The sequence below is a fragment of the Polaromonas sp. P1_F6 genome, from assembly GCF_056405695.1.
In genome coordinates, this window is sequence record NZ_JBFUBQ010000006.1 from 272,864 (window position 1) to 292,788 (window position 19,925).

The following is a 19,925-nucleotide window of genomic DNA, read 5'->3' on the forward strand; positions in this document are numbered from 1 at the left end:
GTTTTTCGCAGCTTATCCGGCAGCTTACTTCGCAGCTTCGGGCGCGGCCTCTTTGGCTGCGGTCTTGCCGAAACGGTTGCGGAATTTCTCGACGCGGCCACCCATGTTGTCCACGGATTTTTGCGTGCCGGTGTAGAAAGGGTGCGATTCGCTGGACGTATCGAGCTTGTACAGGGGCAGTTCGCGACCGTCGTCCATCTTCACCATTTCTTTGGTGTTCACGCAGGAGCGGGTGACGAACTTGAAGTTGTTGGACAGGTCCAGGAAACAAACTTCGCGGTAATTGGGGTGAATGCCTTCTTTCATGATCTTTCCTTATTCGTTGCGGGAGCCACACCAAGCCAGTCCTGGGCACTTTCCGCTAAGCCGCACATTATGGCATGAAATCAAGCACTTAGCGCACTTTTGGCCTTCTGAGAGGCGATTTTGTGTCCAAGACAGAGCTAAGAGGAGGTAAGGAACTGGTCTTAACCCAGCCGGGGCCGCGGAACCGGCTTTGCCGGGCCGCAGGCGCAGCGGCCCCCTCGGGGGGCAGGAAGCTACACGAAGTGAGCGACCGTGGGGGCAACAATTGGCGTGGCGGCTTTAGCCGCCGCGCCTCATCATGTCGAAGAATTCGTGGTTGTTCTTCGTCGCTTTCATGTTCTTGAGCATCAGCTCCATGGACTCGATTTCATCCATGTTGTACATGAATTGACGCAAAATTCGCGACTTTTGGAGGATTTCGGGTGCAAGTAACAGCTCTTCCTTGCGGGTACCGCTGCGGTTGAGGTGAATTGCCGGGAACACGCGCTTTTCGTACAGGCGGCGGTCCAGGTGGATTTCGCAGTTGCCGGTGCCCTTGAATTCTTCAAAGATCACTTCGTCCATGCGGCTGCCGGTGTCGACCAGTGCGGTGCCGATGATGGTCAGGCTGCCGCCTTCTTCAATATTGCGGGCCGCACCGAAGAAGCGCTTGGGGCGCTGCAGTGCGTTGGCGTCCACACCGCCGGTCAACACCTTGCCGGAGGAGGGCAGCACGTTGTTGTAGGCGCGGGCCAGGCGGGTGATGGAATCCAGCAGAATGACCACGTCCTTGCCGAGTTCGACCAGGCGCTTGGCGCGTTCGATCACCATTTCGGCCACATGCACGTGGCGCGCGGCGGGTTCGTCAAAAGTGGAGGAGATCACTTCGCCGCGCACGCTGCGCTGCATTTCGGTCACTTCTTCAGGGCGCTCGTCCACCAGCAGCACCATCATGACCACTTCAGGGTAGTTGGCGGTGATGGCATGGGCGATGTTCTGCATCATCACGGTCTTGCCGGACTTGGGCGGCGCGACCAGCAGGGCGCGCTGGCCCTTGCCGATAGGCGCGACGATGTCGATGATGCGGCTGGTCAGGTTCTCTTCGCCCTTGATGTCGCGTTCGAGCTTGAACTGCTCGCGCGGGAACAACGGCGTCAAGTTCTCGAACATGACCTTGTGCTTGTTGTCTTCGGGCAGGCCGTCGTTGACCTTGTCCAGCTTGTTCAGGGCAAAGTAGCGCTCGCCATCCTTGGGGGTGCGCACTTCGCCTTCAATCATGTCGCCGGTGTGCAGGTTGAAGCGGCGAATCTGGCTGGGGCTGATGTAGATGTCGTCGGTGCTGGCCGTGTAGCTTGAATCCGGAGCACGGAGGAAACCGAAACCGTCGGGCAGCACTTCCAGCACGCCGTCGGCCACGATGGTCTCGCCGGTTTTTGCACGTTTTTTGATGATGGCGAACATCAGCTCCTGCTTGCGCATACGGCCAACGTTTTCGATCTCAAGGGCTTCGGCCTGCTTGAGGACTTCAGACACGTGCAGTGCCTTGAGTTCGTTTAAGTGCATGGAGTTACTCCTTGCGGAGTTCATTGATGGAAATGGGGGAGGTTTGAAAAGAAGCCGCAGAAGATGGCTTACAAACCGGGAACTCGAACCAGGCAGCGAGTGCCGTCTGGTGAATAAAGCACATTATGACAGGAAATTCAGGCGGGAAATCAAGGCATTTTCCCTGCATCCGGCCAGCGGCCGGGAGACCTGCACGGGTCGGGAAGCGGCGGTGCGCCGTGCCTCCCTTCCCGCGCGAAAAACCTCAGGCCAGTTGCTGGTCGATGAAGGCGGTCAGCTGGGCCTTGCTCATGGCGCCGACCTTGGTGGCGGCAAGCTGGCCATCCTTGAACAGCATCAGGGTGGGGATGCCGCGGATGCCGAATTTGGCAGGGATGTCGCGATTTTCGTCGACGTTCATCTTGGCGATCTGCAGACGGCCGTCGTAACCCGTGGCCACTTCGTCCAGAATCGGCGCGATCATCTTGCACGGACCGCACCATTCAGCCCAGTAGTCCACCAGCACGGGTTTGGAGGCTTGCAGCACGTCGGCTTCGAAGGTGGCATCGGTGGTATGTTTGATCAGTTCGCTCGCCATGGCGGCTCCTTTGTCTGGTTAGGATGGTTACGATACGGTACGGTACGGCTAAAGTTGTAGTCATTGTGGCAGAAAGCAAGTGGCCGGGTCGGGCGCGCGGGGGCTATGGCCCCGATAGAGATTATTCAATTTGCGGCTTCCGGCCTCATTTCTTTCTTGCCAACCTCTTTTCCCCAACCTCTGTATGCCACCCGTCCCAACCTCTGATGCCGCATGGTCTGCGCCTGATGCGCTGTGCTGGCATCAGGCCATGGGCCGGCTTGCAGAAGCAATGCAGGCGCGCGGCGTCCATCCCGCAGAAGCCGTGGTGCTGCTGCCCTATGCCCAGCTGATCCAGCAGGCGCGCCGTGCCTGGGCTGCGCAGGCGGGCGAGACGTTTTTTGTTCCCCGCTTTGAAACCACCATGAACTGGGCCAGCGGCCTGGGCGGCACGTTGGGCCTTTATGTGCCCTCGGGCGACGATTTGCGCATGGATGTGGCGGTCGACATGCTGACGGCCGCGTCACTGCTGGGCCGCGCCGGCTTGGGCGCCCAGCAGGATGCGCTGGCCGGCAGGCTGGTTGAAGCGGCCTGGAGCCTGGCCGGTGTGGCCGCAGCCGTCGTGCCGGCCGCGCGCCGCGCCTGGAGCGAGCGGCTGGCGCTGACGCTGGGTGCCGGCCTGGACTCGCCGGTGCTGGCCCTCGAAGCTGCTGTGGGGCGCATCGCGCTGGCCTGGGCGGCGGCGTCCGCCTATCCCACAGACCGCCTTTTCCAGGCGAAACCGCAGCTGTTCGCCGTGCTGGAAGGCTTTCAGGCCGACCCGCTTACCGAAGCCCTCAAGGCGCACTTCGGCGACCGGTCGGTTTCCATCCTGCTGTGCATCTCACTCGAAGAGCCCTCGGCACCACCCGCGCTGCACATTGCGCAAGACGCTGAAGACGAAGCGGGCCGGGCCGCCGCTTGCGTGCTGGCGCATCTGACGCAAGGCCGCAGCCCGGTCGCGTTGATTGCGCAGGACCGGCAGCTCACCCGCCGCGTAGGCGCCATGCTGGCTGAGCGCGGCATCGCCATGCGCGATGAAACCGGCTGGAAGCTTTCGACCACACGCGCCGCTGCCGCCCTGATGAGCCTGCTGCGCGCCATGCCTTGGGATGCCTCGACGGATGCCGTGCTGGACTGGCTGAAAAACGCACCGGCGTTTGACGCCGCGCTGGTCACCGCCGCCGAAACCGAGCTGCGCAAGACCGGCGTGCGCGCCTGGCGCGACCTGCCGGACTTTGCGGAAGAAGACATCTTGCCGCCCGCGTTTGCCGCTACAGGCCCGCTGGCGCGCGAAGTGAACGCATTGCGCAGCCCTTTCGGCCGGGCCCGTCCGCTGGCGATGTGGCTGCGCGACCTGCGCACCCTTTTGCAGGCGGCCGGGCAGTGGGACGCACTGGTGCAGGACGAAGCCGGGCAGACGGTGCTGGATGTGCTGCGCCTGCACGAAGGCGCTGAGACCGAATTTGAAGCATCGCCGGTGATGCGGCTGCATGATTTCACGCAGTGGGCCAACCAGGCGCTGGAAGGCGGCAAGTTCTCCCCGGTGCATCCGCCGGCAGAACAGGTGGTCATCTTGCCGCTGCCGCAGCTGCTGGGCCGCCCCATGCAGGCCGTGGTGTTACCCGGCTGCGATGAAATCCGCCTGCCGGTGTCGCCGGAACCTGCCGGCCCCTGGACGCCCGGCCAGCGCGAGCTGCTGGGCCTGCCGCCCCGGGAAGTGCTGGCCGCGGCCCAGCGCCAAGCCTGGCACTACGCCCTGCACATGCCGCATCTCGACGTGCTCTGGCGCACCAGTGAATCGGGCGAGCACCTCATCCCCAGCGGCTTTGTGCAGGAGCTGCTGCTGGACCAGGACGAGGAAGCGGTACAGCGCATGGCCACCGACCCTCGCAGCCTGCGTGCCGTGGCAACCCAGCCCACGCCGCACCCCTTTCCGACCGGCGAGGCCTTGCCCGTCACCCGGCTTTCGGCCAGCGCGTATGAAGACCTGCGGCGCTGCCCCTACCGCTTTTTTGCGCTGCGCCAGCTTAGGCTGCAGGAACCCGAAGAGCTTGAAAGCGAGCTGGGCAAGCGCGACTTCGGCAACTGGCTGCACAGCCTGCTGCGGCATTTTCATGAAGCCCTCAAAGCGGCGCCAACCCCCGATCTATCAGCGCGGGTAGCTATGCTAAACATAGCAGCCGAGCGCGCCACGCAAGAGCTGGCGCTCAGCGACAGCGAGTTTTTGCCCTTTGCCGCGGCCTGGCCCGGCGTGCGCGAGGGCTACCTGAAATGGCTGGCCGACCACGAAGCCGCCGGCGCGGTATTCGACGAAGCCGAAGTCTGGCGCGAAGTGCCCGTCGGCACGCTCACGCTGCTCGGCCAGCTCGACCGCGTCGACCGCCAGCCCGACGGGCACGCCCTGGTGATCGACTACAAGACCGAGCCCCGCACCACCACGAGCGAGCGCATCAAGAACGGCCAGGAAGACACGCAGCTGGCGTTTTATGCCGCCCTGATGAGCGACGACACGTTGGCCGCGGCCTATGTCAATCTCGGTGAAAAAGAGCCGACCAAAACCTATGAGCAGCCCGACATCGTCGGCCTGCGCGACGAGCTCATCGACAGCATCCTGACCGACATGGCGCGTATCTCGCGCGGTGCGGTGCTGCCGGCGTTGGGGGAGGGCAAGGCTTGCGATTACTGTTCAGCCAGAGGGTTGTGCCGCAAAGACTTCTGGAATCTAGAGGAACAAGCTGCGAGAGGGGAAAGCCAATGACACCTTTCAACCAAACGCTCGTCCCCCACGCCGCCGCCTACGAATGCAACGGCGAGCCGCTCTCCGCCGATGCCTTCTACGCCATCGCCTGCGACCCGCGGCGCAGTGTGGCTGTCGAGGCTTGCGCAGGCGCCGGCAAGACCTGGATGCTGGTGTCGCGTATCGTTCGGGCCTTGCTTGACGGCGCCACGGCCGCACCGGGGCAGCAGGTCTTGCCGCATGAGATCCTGGCGATCACCTTCACCAAAAAAGCCGCCGGTGAAATGCGCGAGCGCCTGGACGACTGGCTCAAGGCCTTTGCCCACGCCGACGATGAGACCCTGCAGCGCGAACTCGAAATGCGCGGCGTCAGGGTCGATTTTTCAAGCCAAAAAGGCTTGCAGTCCGCACAGGTCGTGCGCGGGCAGCTATCAAATTTATACCGCTCCATCCTGGCCAGTGGCCGCTCGGTGCAGATCCGCACCTTCCACAGCTGGTTTGCAGCCCTGCTGCGCAGCGCACCGGTGGCGGTGCTGCAGCGCCTGGAACTGCCGGTGAACTATGAGCTGCTGGAAGACGACGCGCCAGCGCGCGCGCTGGTGTGGCGGCGGTTTTACGCGGCCGTCGCGGCTGATGCGTCGCTCAAGGCCGACTTTGAGGCTGTGGTGCTGGCGTATGGCCGCTTCCAGGCCGACAAAGCCTTGCAGGCCGCGCTCGATAAGCGCACCGAGTTCACACTGGCCGACGAAAAAGGGGTGATCGACGCCTCGGTACAAGCCTTCAGCGCTCAGTTCACTGAATTTGGCGGCCTGGATGAACCCGAAGAGCTGCTCAGCACCAACCGTTTTCACCGGCAAACCTTGAGGGACGCTGCCATCGCGCTGGGCCGTGCGAGCGCGCCGACTTTCTCGGCCAAAGGCGTGGAACTGGAGCAGGCGTTGATGGCCGGTGACTTTCCGGCGGCCATCGCGGCCCTGCTGACCGAGAAGGGCACGCCACGCAAGTTCGGCGAAAAAATCGTCGGTATCGAACAGGTGCGCATTGCGCAAGATTTGGTGCTGCGCGTGGTGGCGGCCCGCCAGCAGCACGACGCCTGGCTGTACCAGCAGCGCATGGCGCGTCTGACGCGCGCGTTGATTGCGCAATTCACCGCGTTGAAGCGCGACCGCGGCTGGGTCGACATGAACGATGTAGAGCGCGCTGCGCTGCTGATGCTGGCCGACCCGGTGTTGTCGGGCTGGGTGCAGGAGCGGCTGGACGCGCGCATCCGTCACCTGATGATTGACGAATTCCAGGACACCAACCCGCTGCAGTGGCAGGCCCTGTATGCCTGGCTCATCGGATACTCGGGTGCGGGTACGGCGCCCAGCGTGTTCCTGGTGGGTGACCCGAAGCAAAGCATTTACCGCTTCCGCCGTGCCGAGCCGCAGGTGTTCCGCGCTGCGCAGGCTTTTGTGGTGCACGGCCTGGGCGGTGACTTGCTCAGCTGCGACCATACGCGGCGCAACGCTGAAGCCGTGATCGACACCGTCAACTCGGCCATGGCCATGGCACGGGAGGCCGACGGCTATGACGGTTTTCGCGAACACACCACGGCTTCAGGCCTCGCCGGCGCCGTGGGCCGGCTTCCGCCCATTGCACGCAACAAGGACGAAGAAGAGGTCTCGCCGCTGGCCGCCGGCTGGCGCGACAGCCTGACCACGCCGCGCGAACTGCCCGAGGAGACCCTGCGCACGCGCGAGGCGCGCCAGGCCGCTGCCTGGATTTCAGAACAGGTAGCCGCCGGACTGCGTCCCCAGGACGTGATGGTTCTCTCGCGCAAACGCGCAGGCCTGCTGCCGCTGCAGGACGAGCTGCGCGCGCTGCACATTCCTGCGCAGGTGGGCGAGAAAACCGAGCTGATTGACTGCTGCGAAGTGCAGGACATGGTGGCGCTGCTCGACGTGCTGGTGTCGCCGCAGCATGACCTTTCCTTGGCACGCGCGCTGCGCTCGCCGCTGTTCGGGCTGGCTGACGATTGCCTGGTGCAGCTGGCGCTGCTGCAGCGCGAGCACCACCAGCCGTGGTACGGCCTGCTACAAAAAGAGGAGCTGCTTGCGCCCGATTTGAAAGGGCTGGGGCCCATTTTGACCAAATGGAAAAGCTGGCTGGACCGTTTGCCGCCGCACGATGCGCTGCAGGGCATTTACGACGACGGCGACGTGCTGGCGCGCTTTGGCGCTGCCGCCCCGGCGGCCCAGCGCAGCGCGGTGCTGGCCAACCTGCGCGCGCTGCTCGGTGTGTCGCTGGCACTCGACGGCGGGCGTTACGCCACGCCTTACGGTTTTGTGCGCGCGCTCAAGGCCGGCGGCACCCAGGCGCCGGCAGCCGTCAGCAGCGAGGCGGTCCGGCTGCTGACCATCCACGGCGCCAAGGGCCTTGAAGCCGAAGCCGTGCTGCTGCTGGACACCGACACCGTGGAACGCAATGCCGACAGCATGGGCGTGCTGGTCGACTGGCCCGGCGAAGCGACCGAGCCGCGCAAGTTTGTTTTTTTGGTCAGCGAAAGCCGCCCGCCCGCCTGCGCCGCCGATACGCTGGCCAGCGAGCAGGCCGCCCGCAAGCGCGAAGAGCTCAACGCCCTGTATGTGGCGCTGACGCGCGCCCGCCATACGCTGGTGATTTCCTCCATCGAGCCGCACCGTGTGACGACTGAGAGCTGGTGGCAGCGCCTGCACGCACTGGTGGGCGAGCTGCCTGCGCCGGTCGCGGATGAGTCTGCAGCCGCCCATCTTGATGCGGCCGACGCGGGCGTGTTCTACCTGCCCGAGTTGCCTGAACTGCCCGAGGTCATGACGATTTCCGAGCCCGCTGCGGTGCGCGTTGATGAAGATTCGCTCAAGGCGCGCATCGGCAAGGCCATGCACCGTTTGCTGGAGTGGGGCGGTGCGCTGTCGGCGGAACAAGTGAAGGCCGCGGCGCGCGAGTTTCGCCTGAGCCCGGCACAAGCCGCCGAGGCCGCCGGCCTGGCCGGGCGCATTCTGGCGGGTGAGGGCGCCTGGGCCTGGAGCCCGCAAGCCGTGGCCTGGCAAGGCAACGAAGTCGGCCTTGTCTACGCCGGGAAAGACTTGCGGCTGGACCGCCTGGTGCAGCGCAAGGACGCCGGCCACGAAGGCCACTGGTGGGTGCTCGACTACAAATCCGCCGTGGCGCCGGAGCTGCAGCCCGCGCTGGTGGCGCAGCTGCAGGACTACCGTGCGGCGGTGCAGCTGATTTACCCCGGCGCGCCGGTAAAAGCAGCTTTCCTGACGGGGCGGGGAACTGTTGTCGAGCTGGATTGATCTCACACAGCCCGCGCTCTACCCCATGTTATTCGCCGACCTGAAGAAAGAGACAACCATGTTCAAGCAACTTGCCGCCTCGCTAACCTTCCTGGCCGTCCTGCCACTGGCATGGGCCCAAACCCCGGCACCGACTAACCCCACGGTGCGCCTGCGCGCGACGATTGAAAAAGTCGATGCGACCAGCCTCACCATCAGGGAACGCAGCGGCGAAGTGATCACGCTGGTGCGCCCGGCCGAGATGGACGTGTCCGAGGTGTACCCGCTGTCGCTCGCCGACATCAAGCCCGGCAGCTACATCGGCACTGCCGGCATGCCGCAGCCCGACGGCAGCCAGCTGGCGCTGGAGGTGCTGGTGTTCCCCGAAGCAGCGCGCGGCGCCGGTGAAGGCCACCGCCCCTGGGATTTGCGGCCCGACAGCACCATGACCAACGCCACCGTGGCCGACCTGGCCGCGGCGCCAACGTCGGTGCCCGGCGGGCAAAAGCTCACGCTGCGCTACAAGGACGGCGAGAAAACCGTGATTGTTCCGCCGGATGTGCCGGTGGTGTCCTTCAAGCCCGGCAAGGCCGACGAAAACGCCTTGCTGGTGCCGGGCGCCAAGGTGATGATCACTGCGCAGGAAAAAGCCGGCAAGCCGACCGCGCTGCGTGTCATCGTCGGCCGCGATGGTTTTGCGCCGCCCATGTAATGCGCCGCGCGCGGGCCGGCAAGTGCGGCCTGTGATAATTGGCGCATGCCGCCCACCGGCGCCAAACCTGTACCTGGCCCCTGTTTTTAAGCGATTTAGCCCTGCAGGCCAATAGGATAGGGCGCAAGCAGCTATCAAAAACAGAGCAAACACATTCGCCTGTGAAGCGCTATCTTTGACGCCTTTCAGGAAGGCGGCGGTTGTTTGGCCTTGATTTCTCCCATCTCACCATACCTCGCCTCCGCGAGCAGACGGAACACCTTTTGAACGACTCAGCCTCTCCCGTGAAACCGCCGCCTGCCGGCCCCCTGCGTATTGCCGTCATAGGCGGCGGACCCGCCGGCCTGATGGCCGCCGAGGTGCTGGCCGCTGCCGGTGCGGCCGTGAAGGTCGAGGTGTACGACGCCATGCCTTCGGTGGGGCGCAAGTTTTTGCTGGCCGGCAAGGGCGGGCTCAACCTCACGCATTCCGAAGCACCGGAGGCTTTTCTGAGCCGCTATGGCGAGCGCGCTCCACAGCTGCAGCCGTTGCTGGCCGCGTTCGGCCCGGCCGAGCTGCGTGCCTGGGCTGAAGCGCTGGGTGTGGAAACCTTTATCGGCAGCTCGGGCCGCGTGTTCCCCAAAGACATGAAAGCCGCGCCGCTGCTGCGCGCCTGGCTGCACCGCCTTCGCCAGGCCGGCGTGCAGTTTTCCATGCGGCACCGCTGGCTGGGCTGGGCCGATGACGGCGCGCTGAAGTTTTCAACGCCCACCGGCGAGGTGCTGGCGCAAGCCGACGCCGTGGTGCTGGCTTTGGGCGGCGGCAGCTGGGCGCGGCTGGGCTCTGATGGCGCCTGGGTGCCGCTGCTGGCTGCGCGCGGCGTGGCCGTGGCGCCGCTGCTGCCGTCCAACTGCGGCTTCGACGTGGCGGCGCGGCCCGACAGCCCGGCGCAGCTTGAAGAGGCGGCAGCCGACGCCGGCGAGACCCGCCGCGAATTCCTGCAGGAGCTCATCGGAAAAAGTCCCTTGACCAAGGCCGGCTGGACTGAACACTTCGCCAGCCGTTTTGCCGGCCAGCCTTTCAAGTCCGTCGCCATCAGCTTCACCGATTCACGCGGCCGAGCTTTTAGCCGCAAGGGCGAGTTCATTGCCACCGCCACCGGTGTGGAAGGCAGCCTGGTGTATGCCGCCTCCAGCTTGTTGCGCGACGAGATTGCGAAACACGGCAGCGCCACCTTCCTGCTCGATTTGCTGCCCGCCAAGACCGCCGAGCAGGTGCTGGTGGAAGTGCGCCACCCGCGCGGCTCACGCTCGCTGTCCAGTCACCTCAAGAGCCGCCTGAACCTCGACGGCATCAAGGCCGCGATGTTGTACGAACTGCTGGGCAAGGACGCCATCGCCGATCCGGTGCGCCTGGCCGCCGGCATCAAGGCGCTGCCGGTGCGCGTTACTGCGGCCAGGCCGATGGATGAAGCCATCAGCACCGCGGGCGGCGTGATGTTTGAGGGCCTGAGTGCACAGCTACAGCTGGGTGCTGCGGCTGCAGTGCCCCAGCCCGTGTTCTGCGCCGGTGAAATGCTGGACTGGGAAGCCCCCACGGGCGGCTATCTGCTCACGGCCTGCTTTGCTGGCGGGCGCGTTGCCGGGCAGGGCGTTTTGAGCCATTTTGGCCTGTAGCCCAATGGGAGCGGGCGCAAGCAGCTATTGATTTTATAGCAATAATTTTTGAAACATTCGCAGTTGCGCGAGAGGAGCCGCCATGATCGTCCGTTTTAACATCGACTCTTTTGACAAGACCCAGTACGAATACCGCGTGACCTACGAAGGTGAAGACCTGTTCGGCGACGCCGGGCTGGGCGGCATTGAAGAATGCATCATCGCCGCCACCGAAGGCCTGGGCCAGGACGCCGTGGCCGCAGAAGTCGCCTTCAGGGGCATCATCAGCGGCACCTACCCGCTGGCCTCGCTGGCGCTCATGTCGGCGCAGATCGCCGTTCACGCATTGCAGACGACTGAGGCGGTTGAAGAGGTGAGCCGGTAGCACCGAGGCCCACAAAAGCCCCGGGGGCGGACTTTGCCGGGGAACTTTCGTTTGTGCGGTAGCGCACATACCGGGGGGCCGTTAGTGCCTATACTTCGAAGACGGTGCGAGATCTCTGCCAGAGGCCCAACTCGAAGCCAGATCCGCCCCGGAGTGTCTCGATGGCCAATGCTTCCAACCCCAAAGACAACGAGCTGCTTGCCGCATTGCCGGACGCAGAGTGGCAGCGCTGGCTGCCGCAACTGGAATGGGTCGACATGCCGCTGGGCCAGGTGCTTTATGAGTCGGGCACCACGCTGGACCATGTGTACTTTCCCACCACGGCCATCGTCTCGCTGCTTTATGTGATGGAAAACGGCTCTTCGGCCGAGATTGCCGTCGTCGGCCATGAAGGTGTCGTGGGCATCTCCCTGTTCATGGGCGGGGAGTCCACACCCAGCCGCGCCGTCGTGCAAAGCGCTGGCCAGGGTTTTCGCCTCAAGGCACAGGCGATCAAGGACGAGTTCAAGCGCGCGCCGGTGCTGCACCTGCTGCTGCGCTACACCCAGGCACTGATCACGCAGATGGCACAAACCGCGGTGTGCAACCGCCACCATTCGCTCGACCAGCAGCTGTGCCGCTGGCTGCTCCTCAGCCTTGACCGGTTGCAGAGCAATGAGCTGGTGATGACGCAGGAGCTGATCGCCAACATGCTGGGCGTGCGCCGCGAAGGTGTGACGGAAGGTGCGACCAAGCTGCAAAACCTCGGCTTGATCCGCTATTCGCGCGGCCGCATCACGGTGCTGGACCGCCCGGGCCTGGAGCAGCGCACCTGTGAGTGTTATGCCGTGGTCAAGAAGGAATACGACCGCTTGCTTCCCGAAAAACTCGCCTCCTAGCATCCCGGTGTGCGGCCTGTTGTGTGCTGTGTGCGCTGGCACACGGTGGCGTTGGCGACACGTCGTGCATACTGGGGCACCGAATTGAACTGACGACAGTAGCGCGGCCTTGTCCATGACCCGGCACTCCCCGGGGTCCGCCTACACCGGAGAGCCATTTTGGCCCCTGTCGAAAACCACCTCATTGAGCTTCTCCCTCGCAAGGACCGCCTGCGCCTGCTCGCCGTCTGCGAGCCCGTCGAGCTGTCGCTGGCCGAGGTGCTGTGCGAACCCGGCAAACCCACACGTTACGTCTATTTCCCGGTCGAAAGCTTCATTTCCCTTGTGGCCCTGGTGGAAGGCAGCCCGGGTGTAGAGGTTGGCATGGTGGGCCGCGAAGGCATGCTGGGCGCGCAACTGGTGTTGGGCGTTGTCACCGCGCCAGTGCATGCGGTGGTGCAGGGCGCGGGGGCATCCTGGCGGATCAGCACCGCCGTTTTCCGGCGCGAGCTGGCGCTCAGCGCTTCGTTGCAACGCGGCCTGAACCGCTACCTTTATGTGCTGATGGCGCAGCAGTCCGCATCAGCCGCCTGCCTTCGCTTTCACCTGACGAGCCAGCGCCTGGCCCGATGGCTGCTGATGAGCCAGGACCGCGCGCATTCCGACAATTTTCATGTGACACACGAATTTCTGGCCTACATGCTGGGCATGCGCCGCGTCGGCATCACGTCGGCCGCCAGCGCGTTGCAGCGCAGCGGATTGATCGAATACCACCGTGGTGAATTGAAGGTTCTTGACCGCGGCGGCCTGGAAGCCGCGGCATGCAGCTGTTACGCGGCTGACCGGAAAACCTATACCCAATTGCTTCACTGACGAGCGGGTTTGGGATAGCGGGGGCCTGCCTGTCAGGCAAAAGCATCGGTTTACCTGTTTCAGCTCAATGGCAGCCCGCGACACGGCCTGAAAACCTTTTGCGGCTGATGTGCGTTACCGCACGGACGGATCGCCTAGGGCCGCCTAGAAAGGAGCGTACGGCGATATTGCGAACCTTTGAAGGCGCAGCGCCCAACCGCTGTTGCAGCGCCATGCAACTCCTTTAGCGAGGGTTCTGAAATGATCCGGCTTGCTTCCTCACCCCCTCCCAATATCAGGCTGCTGGCGCGCTCGGCGCTGACCATGCTGAGCTCTCCTGAACTCATGAAGGAGTCCCGATGCGAGCTGCCCGCCACCAGTGCCGCTGCGCTGGATGTTCTGCGCGACTGGGCCAAAGGAGACGGCGAGGGCGCTGACGGCATCCATCTCGCTTCGCTTCCCGAGCGGCAGCTCGAAGCGCTCACCCCCGACCACCCGCTGGACATCGCGATCGCTGATTGGGACGCGCTGTTTCACGCCGTCAAGGCCAGGCTCATGCTCAGCGTCGGTGAAAAACTCGCGGCCGCACCCAACTCGCAGGCCGGCGAGGCCGCGGAGCTGGTCCAGTCCATCGTGCTGGAGTGTGTGGGCGCCTTGCACCAGCTTCACCTGGCGCTGACGCATGAGCGCGAGCAACGCGCTCACCCGACAGCCCCAGGCGCGCAGGCCACCCAGCCGATGGCGCCGGGTTAACGCCGGGTTAACGCCGGGTTAACTTCTCTGCCTGCCTTCTGGGATGTCCGTGAGGCCGTCAGGCTGGCTTTGACGCAACCGGCACGGGCTGAAAAGTTTCCAGGTGGGCGATGATCAGATCGGTCACCTCCATCCCGCTCAATGAACTCAACGCAAAAAACGCCACAGAGTCGGCATGGCCGGCCCGGGGATCGTAGTACTGCGAAGGCACCTGCCGCAAATAACGCGCACGCGGCCTGCTGCCCTGCACGTCATACACAAGGGCATCGTCGGCAATTCCTACTTGCAGCCCGTGAAGCGGGCCTCCTATGCAGGTCATCAGCATTGCATGGTTGTCTCCGTCAATGGACTGTATACGGATGGGGTGGCTGTGGCTATGGGCCGTCTGGCCTAGTGGTGGCTTTGTCGGCTGGATGGGCAGCGTCAAACCTAAAATGCTTCCGGCAGCCCAGGGCCGCAGGTCCTTTGGGCCTTCCATGGCGAATCCCGGCCCAACCTTCAATCCATGAAACCCTATTCCATCCTTTTTGTCTGCATGGGCAACATTTGCCGCAGCCCAACGGCTCACGGTGTGTTCCAGAAAGTTACGGATCGCGGGCTTACCCATCACATCCAGGTCGACTCGGCCGGCACGCACAACTACCACCCCGGCAACCCGCCCGACGAGCGCTCCCGGGCACACGCATCCAGGCGAGGTTATGACCTCTCAGGCCTCAGAGCCCGGCAGATTTCGGATTTGGATTTTGATCGCCACGATTTGATTCTGGCCATGGACTGGGACAACCTGGCTTTGATTCAGGAAGGGTGCCCGGCTAAACATCTCGGGAAGGTGCGCAGGCTCACGGAGTTCTGCCTGAAGCATGACAGCCCGGTTGTGCCTGATCCTTACTACGGCGGCAAGGACGGGTTTGAGCATGTGCTCGACCTGGTGGAGGATGCCTGCGAGGGGCTGATGCGGTATGTTGAACGCCAGCTGAAGCCGGCGCATTGACTGGCAGCGGCTGCGCGCGCTGCAACTTGAATAAGGTGACGAGCCTTGACCCCGGCACTGACTCCACAGTTAGGGCTGCTTGGTTCCCCACCTGACCCGGTTGGCCGCTTTACCATGCGGGAAGGCCCGTCACCCTCGATTGTAAGGGACTTGGGAATGACCCCTCTGGCATACCCCCATCAGTGAAAAGGGCACCGAGCGATCTATTCCAGCCGGGGCCGCGGGACTGGCTTTGCCAGACCGCAGGCGCAGCGGCCCCCTCGGGGGGCAGCGCATTACACGAAGTGAAAAGCGTGGGGGCCATATCCTAGAATGGGCGGATGTCCTATCTCGTTCTTGCCCGCAAATACCGCCCCAAAAATTTCTCGGAAATGGTGGGGCAGTCGCATGTGGTGCAGGCGCTGGGCAATGCGCTGGCCACCCAGCGGTTGCACCATGCTTACCTGTTCACCGGCACGCGGGGCGTGGGCAAGACAACCATTTCACGCATTCTGGCCAAGTCGCTCAACTGCCTGGGCCCGGACGGGCAGGGCGGCATCACGGCCACGCCGTGTGGCGTGTGCCAGGCCTGTATCGACATCGACAGCGGTCGTTTTGTCGACTACACCGAGCTGGACGCGGCGTCCAACCGCGGCGTGGATGAAATCGCACAACTGCTCGAGCAGGCCGTTTACAAACCTGTCGTCGGCCGCTTCAAGGTCTTCATGATCGACGAGGTGCACATGCTGACGAACACGGCGTTCAACGCCATGCTCAAGACGCTGGAAGAACCTCCCGAGTATTTGAAGTTTGTACTGGCCACGACCGACCCGCAGAAGGTGCCGGCTACCGTGCTGTCGCGCTGCCTGCAGTTCAACCTGCGGCCCATGGCGCCCGAAACGGTGCTGGAGCATTTGACGCAAGTGCTGGGCGTTGAAAACGTTCCGGCCGAGCAACAGGCGCTGCGCCTGCTGGCCCGCGCGGCGCGCGGCTCCATGCGTGACGCCCTGTCGCTGACGGACCAGGCCATTGCCTTTGGCTCCGGCAAGCTCGAAGAAGCCAGCGTGCGCACCATGCTGGGCAGCGTGGACCGCAGCTATGTCTACCGCCTGCTTGATGCCCTGGCGCGCGGCGACGGCAAAACCGTGGTCGAAACCTCCGAAGCGTTGCGGCTGAACGGCTTGAGCGCGGCTTCCACCCTGGAAGAAATGACGACGGTGCTGCAACGCATGGCGGTGTTGCAGGCCGTACCCGAGATGGGGGCGGGTGACGACGGGGCCGACCCGGACATAGCGGAGACGGCCCGGCTGGCCCAGGCGCTGCCCGCTGATGAAACGCAGCTGCTTTACAGCCTGTGCCTGCATGGCCGCGGTGAATTGGGCCTGGCGCCCGACGAATACGCGGGCCTGACCATGGTGCTGCTGCGCTTGCTAGCCTTCAAACCGTCGGCTTCGGCTACCACCCATGCGGGGGGTGCCGCCGAGCCTGGAAAAAAGCCCCAGCCTGAGGTGGCGCGGGCCCATGCGCCCGTGGCTTTGCCTGAACGGCGCGCGGCGCCGGCGCCTGCCGCTGCACGCGAACCTACCCATGATGAGCCGGTGCCTGCTGCGCCGCGTGTTCCGCAAGAAACACCCACTTCTCAGGATTTTGAGAAAAAACAGCCCGCAGCCCAAGCGGAACGTGCGCAAGCAGCTATCAATTCAGTAGCGGCTCCTGTGGTGATGCCGGAGCGCCCAGTGCCGCAGCAGCGCCCGCAGCCGGGCGCGCCAGCAGCTGCCGTTGCGCCTCTGGTGCCTGTTCCGCACGGCGAAGACTGGAGCCAGACTGTCAACCAGCTGGTGGCCGCCGAAGCCGTGGCGGCGCTGACGCGTGAGCTGGGCCTGCAGTCGGAGCTGCGCAGCCAGGCCGATGGGCTGTGGACGCTTCGGGTAGAACGCGAGTCGCTGAACCAGGCGGCAGCGCGTGAAAAGCTGCAAACCGCACTGCAGGCGCATCTCGGCGATGCGGCCTTGCGGCTCGCGGTGGAAGTGGGGCCTGTCACCGACACCCCGGCCCGCCGCAATGCGGCAGCACAGGCCGAGCGGCAGCGCGCTGCCGAAGAAATGATCCAGAACGACCCGTTTGTGCAGGACATGATTCGCGACTGGGGCGCCAAAATTGTCCCCGGCAGCATCCGGCCGCTGGCCGCGAAGTCGATATGATCAAAGGCAGGTTTTAAAACCAATTTCTGCCCCCAATTTCGACGCAATTTCAGACGCAAAGCACACCTCGATTTCAAGTTTTAAAGGAACTACCATGTTTAACAAAGGACAACTCGCGGGCCTCATGAAGCAGGCGCAGGCGATGCAGGACAACCTCAAGAAAGCCCAGGAAGAACTGGCATTTGTGGAAGTCACCGCTGAGGCCGGCGCCGGCCTGGTGAAGGTCACCATGACCTGCAAGCACGATGTCAAACGCGTCGAAATTGACCCCAGCCTGCTGACTGACGACAAGGACATGCTGGAAGACCTGGTAGCCGCTGCGTTCAACGCCGCCGTGCGCAAGGCCGAGGAAGTGAGCAACGAGAAAATGGGCAAGCTCACGGCCGGGATGCCCGGCCTTCCCGGCGGCATGAAGCTCCCCTTCTAAAGTTGTGAGCCCCCACGGTCGCTCACTGCGTGTAGCTCCCGAGGCCTTGCAGGCCGCGGCTCGCGAGACGCTTCGCCTCTGTCGCCTGTCCAAAGCTGCTCAAGCAGCTTTGGAGCCGCAGGCTTCAGCCCCTCGGGGGCCGCTGCGCCTGCGGCCCGGCAAAGCCGGTTCCGCGGCCCCTGCTTGCGAAAGCGGGTACAACGCTCGGTCGCTGCTGCCACATGGCTGACTCCAACGCTCTCGAAGGCTTGACCCAGGCGCTGCGCAAGCTGCCGGGCGTGGGTGCCAAGTCGGCCGCGCGCATGGCGTTCCATCTCCTGCAGCACGACAAGCCCGGCGCGCTGCAGATTGCCCGTGCGCTGGAGCACGCCGTCAACAGCGTGCGGCATTGCACCCTGTGCAACACGCTGACCGAGCAGGAGGTTTGCACCACCTGCGCCAACCCGCAGCGTGACCGCAGCAAGCTGTGCGTGGTTGAAACACCGGCCGACCAGGCTGCCCTTGAACGCACGCTGGCCTACAAGGGCCTTTATTTTGTGCTCATGGGCAAGCTGAGCCCGCTTGACGGCATAGGCCCCAACGACATCGGCTTGCAAAAACTGTTTGACCGCGTGGTGCCCAAGAACGAGCGCGGCGAGGCGTTGCCGCCTGCATCGCGCGAAGTGCAGGAAGTCATCCTGGCGACCAATTTCACGGCCGAAGGCGAAGCCACTGCGCACGTGATTGCACAAGCGCTGAAAAGCCGCGGCGTCCAGGTGACGCGCCTGGCGCGCGGAGTGCCGGTGGGAAGCGAACTTGAATACGTAGATTTGGGCACCATTGCCCACGCGTTGGTGGACCGCAGGTGAGGGCGGTGTTTTTAGTTTTATCTTGACAGCTTCATGCCCGCAGCGGGCGACCATAACGAAAGGAACCCACCATGACATTCGCACGCTTCACCATCGCCTATTGGTGTGTTCTGATTGCGGCCCTGTTGCCCATTGTGTGTGCCGCCATTGCCAAATACGGCACGATGAGCACCCCGCGGCGCGATGGTGGATATGACAACCACAACCCGCGAGGCTGGCTGGCGCAGCAAACCGATTGGCGTGCCCGGGCCAACGCCGCACAAGCCAACACATTTGAGGCACTGCCCTTTTTCTTTGCCGCAGTGATCATTGCGCACATCCTGCAGGCGGGGCAGACACGGCTGGACATCCTGGCATTGCTCTTTGTCGTGCTGCGCATTGCCTACATCATGATGTACATCGCAGACCTGGCCAAAGCCCGCTCGGCCATCTGGGCGTGTGCACTTTTTATCAATATCGTCATTCTTTTTTCCGGCTTTCGTTGACACATGCGTCGCGAGTGTGAAAGTTACCTCTGGTAACGCGATCACCTTCGGTAAAAACCCGCACGGGATCACCCCGATGCGGGTTTTTTTATGCCTCGATAAGCTTGTGACATCAAAAAAAGAGAGAGGCTTGCATGAATCGCCAACCCCTGATTTCCCGCCGGGCTTTTGCCGGTGGCACCGCACTGGCAGCAGCAACGCTGGCATTGCCGGTGCTTCGCGCGCAGCCCAGGCTCGAGAAAACAAAAATTGCGCTGGCGGTCGGCGGCAAGGCTGCGTTCTATTACCTGCCTCTCACCATTTCCGAGCAACTGGGGTATTTCAAGGCCGAAGGCCTGGACATTGAAATCAGCGACTTCGCCGGTGGCGCACGCGCGCTGCAGGCCGTGGTGGGCGGCTCTGCCGACGTCTGCTCGGGTGCTTTCGAGCACACCATCAACCTTCAGTCCAAAAACCAGATGTTCCAGGCTTTTGTGCTGCAGGGCAGGGCGCCGCAAATCGCTTTTGGCGTCTCGACCAAAAACATGCCCAACTACAAAACGGTCGCGGACCTGAAGGGCAAGAGAATCGGTGTGTCTGCGCCGGGGTCGTCCACCAACATGATGGCCAACCTGGTACTTTCGCGCGCAGGCCTCAAACCCGGCGACGTGAGTTTTATCGGAGTCGGCACTGCGGCGGGCGCACTGACCGCGATGCGTTCGGGGCAGATCGATGCCATGAGCAATACCGACCCGGTCATGACCATGCTCGAGCAAAAGGGCGAGGTAAAGATCATCAGCGATACGCGCACCCTCAAGGGCACGATCGAAGTTTTTGGCGGTTCCATGCCGGCGGCCTGCCTGTACGCCCCGATAGAGTTCGTCCAGAAAAATCCCAACACTTGCCAGGCACTGGCCAATGCGATCGTGCATGGGCTCAAATGGCTGCAGACGGCAGGCCCCGGTGACATCATCAAGACCGTGCCCGAGAGCTACCTGCTGGGTGACCGGGCGCTGTACCTTGCGTCATTCAACAAGGTGCGTGAGTCGATCTCGCTTGACGGCATCATTCCTGATGATGGCGCGCGCACGGCGCTCAAGGCACTGGCAAGCTTTGACCCCAGCATCAAGGCCGACAAGATCGACATCGCCAAGACCTATACCAACGAGTTTGCGCGCAAGGCCAAGGACCGATTCAAAGCTTGAGCCCCCACGCTCCCCACTGCGTGTGGTTCGCTGCCCCCCGAGGGGGCGCTGCGCCTGCGGCCCGGCAAAGCCGGTTCCGCGGCCCCTGCTGGTGAAGACGGATGCCCGCGTTGATCGTTCGGTGCTCTCCAATCC

General features: G+C 63.7%; 18 protein-coding genes and 1 other RNA gene. 14 read left to right on the forward strand and 5 right to left on the reverse strand.

The annotated features are described in order from the left end of the window. Nucleotides 1-24: 24 nt before the first annotated feature. From AC1DY9_RS18050 to trxA, 3 genes are all read right to left on the reverse strand, one after another. Entirely contained in the window at nt 25-306 is a 282-nt protein-coding gene (locus AC1DY9_RS18050; RefSeq protein WP_457278651.1) for a type B 50S ribosomal protein L31, read from the reverse strand. A 279-nt stretch (nt 307-585) separates the two neighbouring features. After that, complete coding sequence (gene rho / locus AC1DY9_RS18055; protein ID WP_348050341.1) at nt 586-1,848, reverse strand: transcription termination factor Rho; 1,263 nt, start codon at nt 1,846-1,848, stop codon at nt 586-588. A gap of 244 nt (nt 1,849-2,092) precedes the next feature. After that, the gene (gene trxA, locus AC1DY9_RS18060; protein WP_077594529.1) at nt 2,093-2,425 is read right to left on the reverse strand and encodes a thioredoxin TrxA; all 333 of its coding nucleotides are present in this window, start codon (nt 2,423-2,425) and stop codon (nt 2,093-2,095) included. A 184-nt stretch (nt 2,426-2,609) separates the two neighbouring features. Here trxA and AC1DY9_RS18065 point away from each other — a divergent pair, with 184 nt between their 5' ends. The 8 genes from AC1DY9_RS18065 to AC1DY9_RS18100 all read left to right on the forward strand — a co-directional run bounded on the left by AC1DY9_RS18065 (nt 2,610) and on the right by AC1DY9_RS18100 (nt 13,675). Then, a complete protein-coding gene (locus AC1DY9_RS18065) occupies nt 2,610-5,204 on the forward strand; it encodes a PD-(D/E)XK nuclease family protein (protein ID WP_477667232.1) in 2,595 nt (864 codons plus the stop codon). Then, nucleotides 5,201-8,503, forward strand: coding sequence for a UvrD-helicase domain-containing protein (locus tag AC1DY9_RS18070; RefSeq protein WP_477667233.1), 3,303 nt, complete (start codon nt 5,201-5,203; stop codon nt 8,501-8,503). Before AC1DY9_RS18065 ends, AC1DY9_RS18070 begins: the two co-directional genes overlap by 4 nt. Before the next feature lie 58 nt (nt 8,504-8,561). Further along, nucleotides 8,562-9,194, forward strand: coding sequence for a hypothetical protein (locus AC1DY9_RS18075; protein ID WP_457278648.1), 633 nt, complete (start codon nt 8,562-8,564; stop codon nt 9,192-9,194). Nucleotides 9,195-9,457: 263 nt separating this feature from the next. After that, nucleotides 9,458-10,849 carry a TIGR03862 family flavoprotein gene (locus AC1DY9_RS18080; RefSeq protein WP_477667234.1) on the forward strand — a complete coding sequence of 464 codons (1,392 nt, stop codon included), beginning with the start codon at nt 9,458-9,460 and terminating at the stop codon, nt 10,847-10,849. 82 nt (nt 10,850-10,931) lie between these two features. Next, the gene (locus AC1DY9_RS18085; protein ID WP_477660591.1) at nt 10,932-11,213 is read left to right on the forward strand and encodes a hypothetical protein; all 282 of its coding nucleotides are present in this window, start codon (nt 10,932-10,934) and stop codon (nt 11,211-11,213) included. Between the two features lie 161 nt (nt 11,214-11,374). After that, nucleotides 11,375-12,091, forward strand: coding sequence for a Crp/Fnr family transcriptional regulator (locus AC1DY9_RS18090; RefSeq protein WP_477667235.1), 717 nt, complete (start codon nt 11,375-11,377; stop codon nt 12,089-12,091). 159 nt (nt 12,092-12,250) lie between these two features. Continuing rightward, the gene (locus AC1DY9_RS18095) at nt 12,251-12,943 is read left to right on the forward strand and encodes a Crp/Fnr family transcriptional regulator (protein ID WP_477667236.1); all 693 of its coding nucleotides are present in this window, start codon (nt 12,251-12,253) and stop codon (nt 12,941-12,943) included. 303 nt (nt 12,944-13,246) lie between these two features. Beyond that, nucleotides 13,247-13,675, forward strand: coding sequence for a hypothetical protein (locus tag AC1DY9_RS18100; RefSeq protein WP_477667237.1), 429 nt, complete (start codon nt 13,247-13,249; stop codon nt 13,673-13,675). Between the two features lie 58 nt (nt 13,676-13,733). On the opposite strand, the gene AC1DY9_RS18105 is transcribed toward AC1DY9_RS18100, so the two are convergent. Beyond that, entirely contained in the window at nt 13,734-14,243 is a 510-nt protein-coding gene (locus AC1DY9_RS18105; RefSeq protein WP_477667255.1) for a hypothetical protein, read from the reverse strand. Between AC1DY9_RS18105 and AC1DY9_RS18110 the strand changes: the two genes are divergently transcribed. Continuing rightward, nucleotides 14,181-14,666: a low molecular weight protein-tyrosine-phosphatase gene (locus AC1DY9_RS18110; RefSeq protein WP_477667238.1), complete on the forward strand. Its 486-nt coding sequence runs from the start codon at nt 14,181-14,183 to the stop codon at nt 14,664-14,666. The genes AC1DY9_RS18105 and AC1DY9_RS18110 overlap by 63 nt on opposite strands. A 34-nt stretch (nt 14,667-14,700) precedes the next feature. Here AC1DY9_RS18110 and ffs read toward each other — a convergent pair. Beyond that, nucleotides 14,701-14,797: signal recognition particle sRNA small type (ffs, locus tag AC1DY9_RS18115), an RNA gene on the reverse strand. A gap of 189 nt (nt 14,798-14,986) precedes the next feature. Between ffs and dnaX the strand changes: the two genes are divergently transcribed. The 5 genes from dnaX to AC1DY9_RS18140 all read left to right on the forward strand — a co-directional run bounded on the left by dnaX (nt 14,987) and on the right by AC1DY9_RS18140 (nt 19,790). Then, on the forward strand, nt 14,987-16,846 hold the full coding sequence (dnaX, locus tag AC1DY9_RS18120) for a DNA polymerase III subunit gamma/tau (protein WP_477667239.1): 1,860 nt from the start codon (nt 14,987-14,989) through the stop codon (nt 16,844-16,846). Between the two features lie 94 nt (nt 16,847-16,940). Further along, entirely contained in the window at nt 16,941-17,273 is a 333-nt protein-coding gene (locus AC1DY9_RS18125) for a YbaB/EbfC family nucleoid-associated protein (RefSeq protein WP_457278639.1), read from the forward strand. Nucleotides 17,274-17,494: 221 nt separating this feature from the next. Then, on the forward strand, nt 17,495-18,121 hold the full coding sequence (gene recR / locus AC1DY9_RS18130) for a recombination mediator RecR (RefSeq protein WP_457278638.1): 627 nt from the start codon (nt 17,495-17,497) through the stop codon (nt 18,119-18,121). Nucleotides 18,122-18,192: 71 nt separating this feature from the next. Continuing rightward, nucleotides 18,193-18,606: an MAPEG family protein gene (locus AC1DY9_RS18135; RefSeq protein WP_477667240.1), complete on the forward strand. Its 414-nt coding sequence runs from the start codon at nt 18,193-18,195 to the stop codon at nt 18,604-18,606. A 134-nt stretch (nt 18,607-18,740) separates the two neighbouring features. Then, nucleotides 18,741-19,790, forward strand: a complete 1,050-nt coding sequence (locus AC1DY9_RS18140) for an ABC transporter substrate-binding protein (protein WP_477667241.1) — start codon at nt 18,741-18,743, stop codon at nt 19,788-19,790. Nucleotides 19,791-19,925: the final 135 nt, after the last annotated feature.

Coding starts and splice junctions, on each gene's coding strand:
- AC1DY9_RS18050 (WP_457278651.1), bottom strand. CDS start 306: ATGAAAGAAGGCATTCACCCCAATTACCGCGAAGTTTGTTTCCTGGAC.
- rho (WP_348050341.1), bottom strand. CDS start 1,848: ATGCACTTAAACGAACTCAAGGCACTGCACGTGTCTGAAGTCCTCAAG.
- trxA (WP_077594529.1), bottom strand. CDS start 2,425: ATGGCGAGCGAACTGATCAAACATACCACCGATGCCACCTTCGAAGCC.
- AC1DY9_RS18065 (WP_477667232.1), top strand. CDS start 2,610: ATGCCACCCGTCCCAACCTCTGATGCCGCATGGTCTGCGCCTGATGCG.
- AC1DY9_RS18070 (WP_477667233.1), top strand. CDS start 5,201: ATGACACCTTTCAACCAAACGCTCGTCCCCCACGCCGCCGCCTACGAA.
- AC1DY9_RS18075 (WP_457278648.1), top strand. CDS start 8,562: ATGTTCAAGCAACTTGCCGCCTCGCTAACCTTCCTGGCCGTCCTGCCA.
- AC1DY9_RS18085 (WP_477660591.1), top strand. CDS start 10,932: ATGATCGTCCGTTTTAACATCGACTCTTTTGACAAGACCCAGTACGAA.
- AC1DY9_RS18090 (WP_477667235.1), top strand. CDS start 11,375: ATGGCCAATGCTTCCAACCCCAAAGACAACGAGCTGCTTGCCGCATTG.
- AC1DY9_RS18100 (WP_477667237.1), top strand. CDS start 13,247: ATGCTGAGCTCTCCTGAACTCATGAAGGAGTCCCGATGCGAGCTGCCC.
- AC1DY9_RS18110 (WP_477667238.1), top strand. CDS start 14,181: ATGAAACCCTATTCCATCCTTTTTGTCTGCATGGGCAACATTTGCCGC.
- dnaX (WP_477667239.1), top strand. CDS start 14,987: ATGTCCTATCTCGTTCTTGCCCGCAAATACCGCCCCAAAAATTTCTCG.
- AC1DY9_RS18125 (WP_457278639.1), top strand. CDS start 16,941: ATGTTTAACAAAGGACAACTCGCGGGCCTCATGAAGCAGGCGCAGGCG.
- recR (WP_457278638.1), top strand. CDS start 17,495: ATGGCTGACTCCAACGCTCTCGAAGGCTTGACCCAGGCGCTGCGCAAG.
- AC1DY9_RS18135 (WP_477667240.1), top strand. CDS start 18,193: ATGACATTCGCACGCTTCACCATCGCCTATTGGTGTGTTCTGATTGCG.
- AC1DY9_RS18140 (WP_477667241.1), top strand. CDS start 18,741: ATGAATCGCCAACCCCTGATTTCCCGCCGGGCTTTTGCCGGTGGCACC.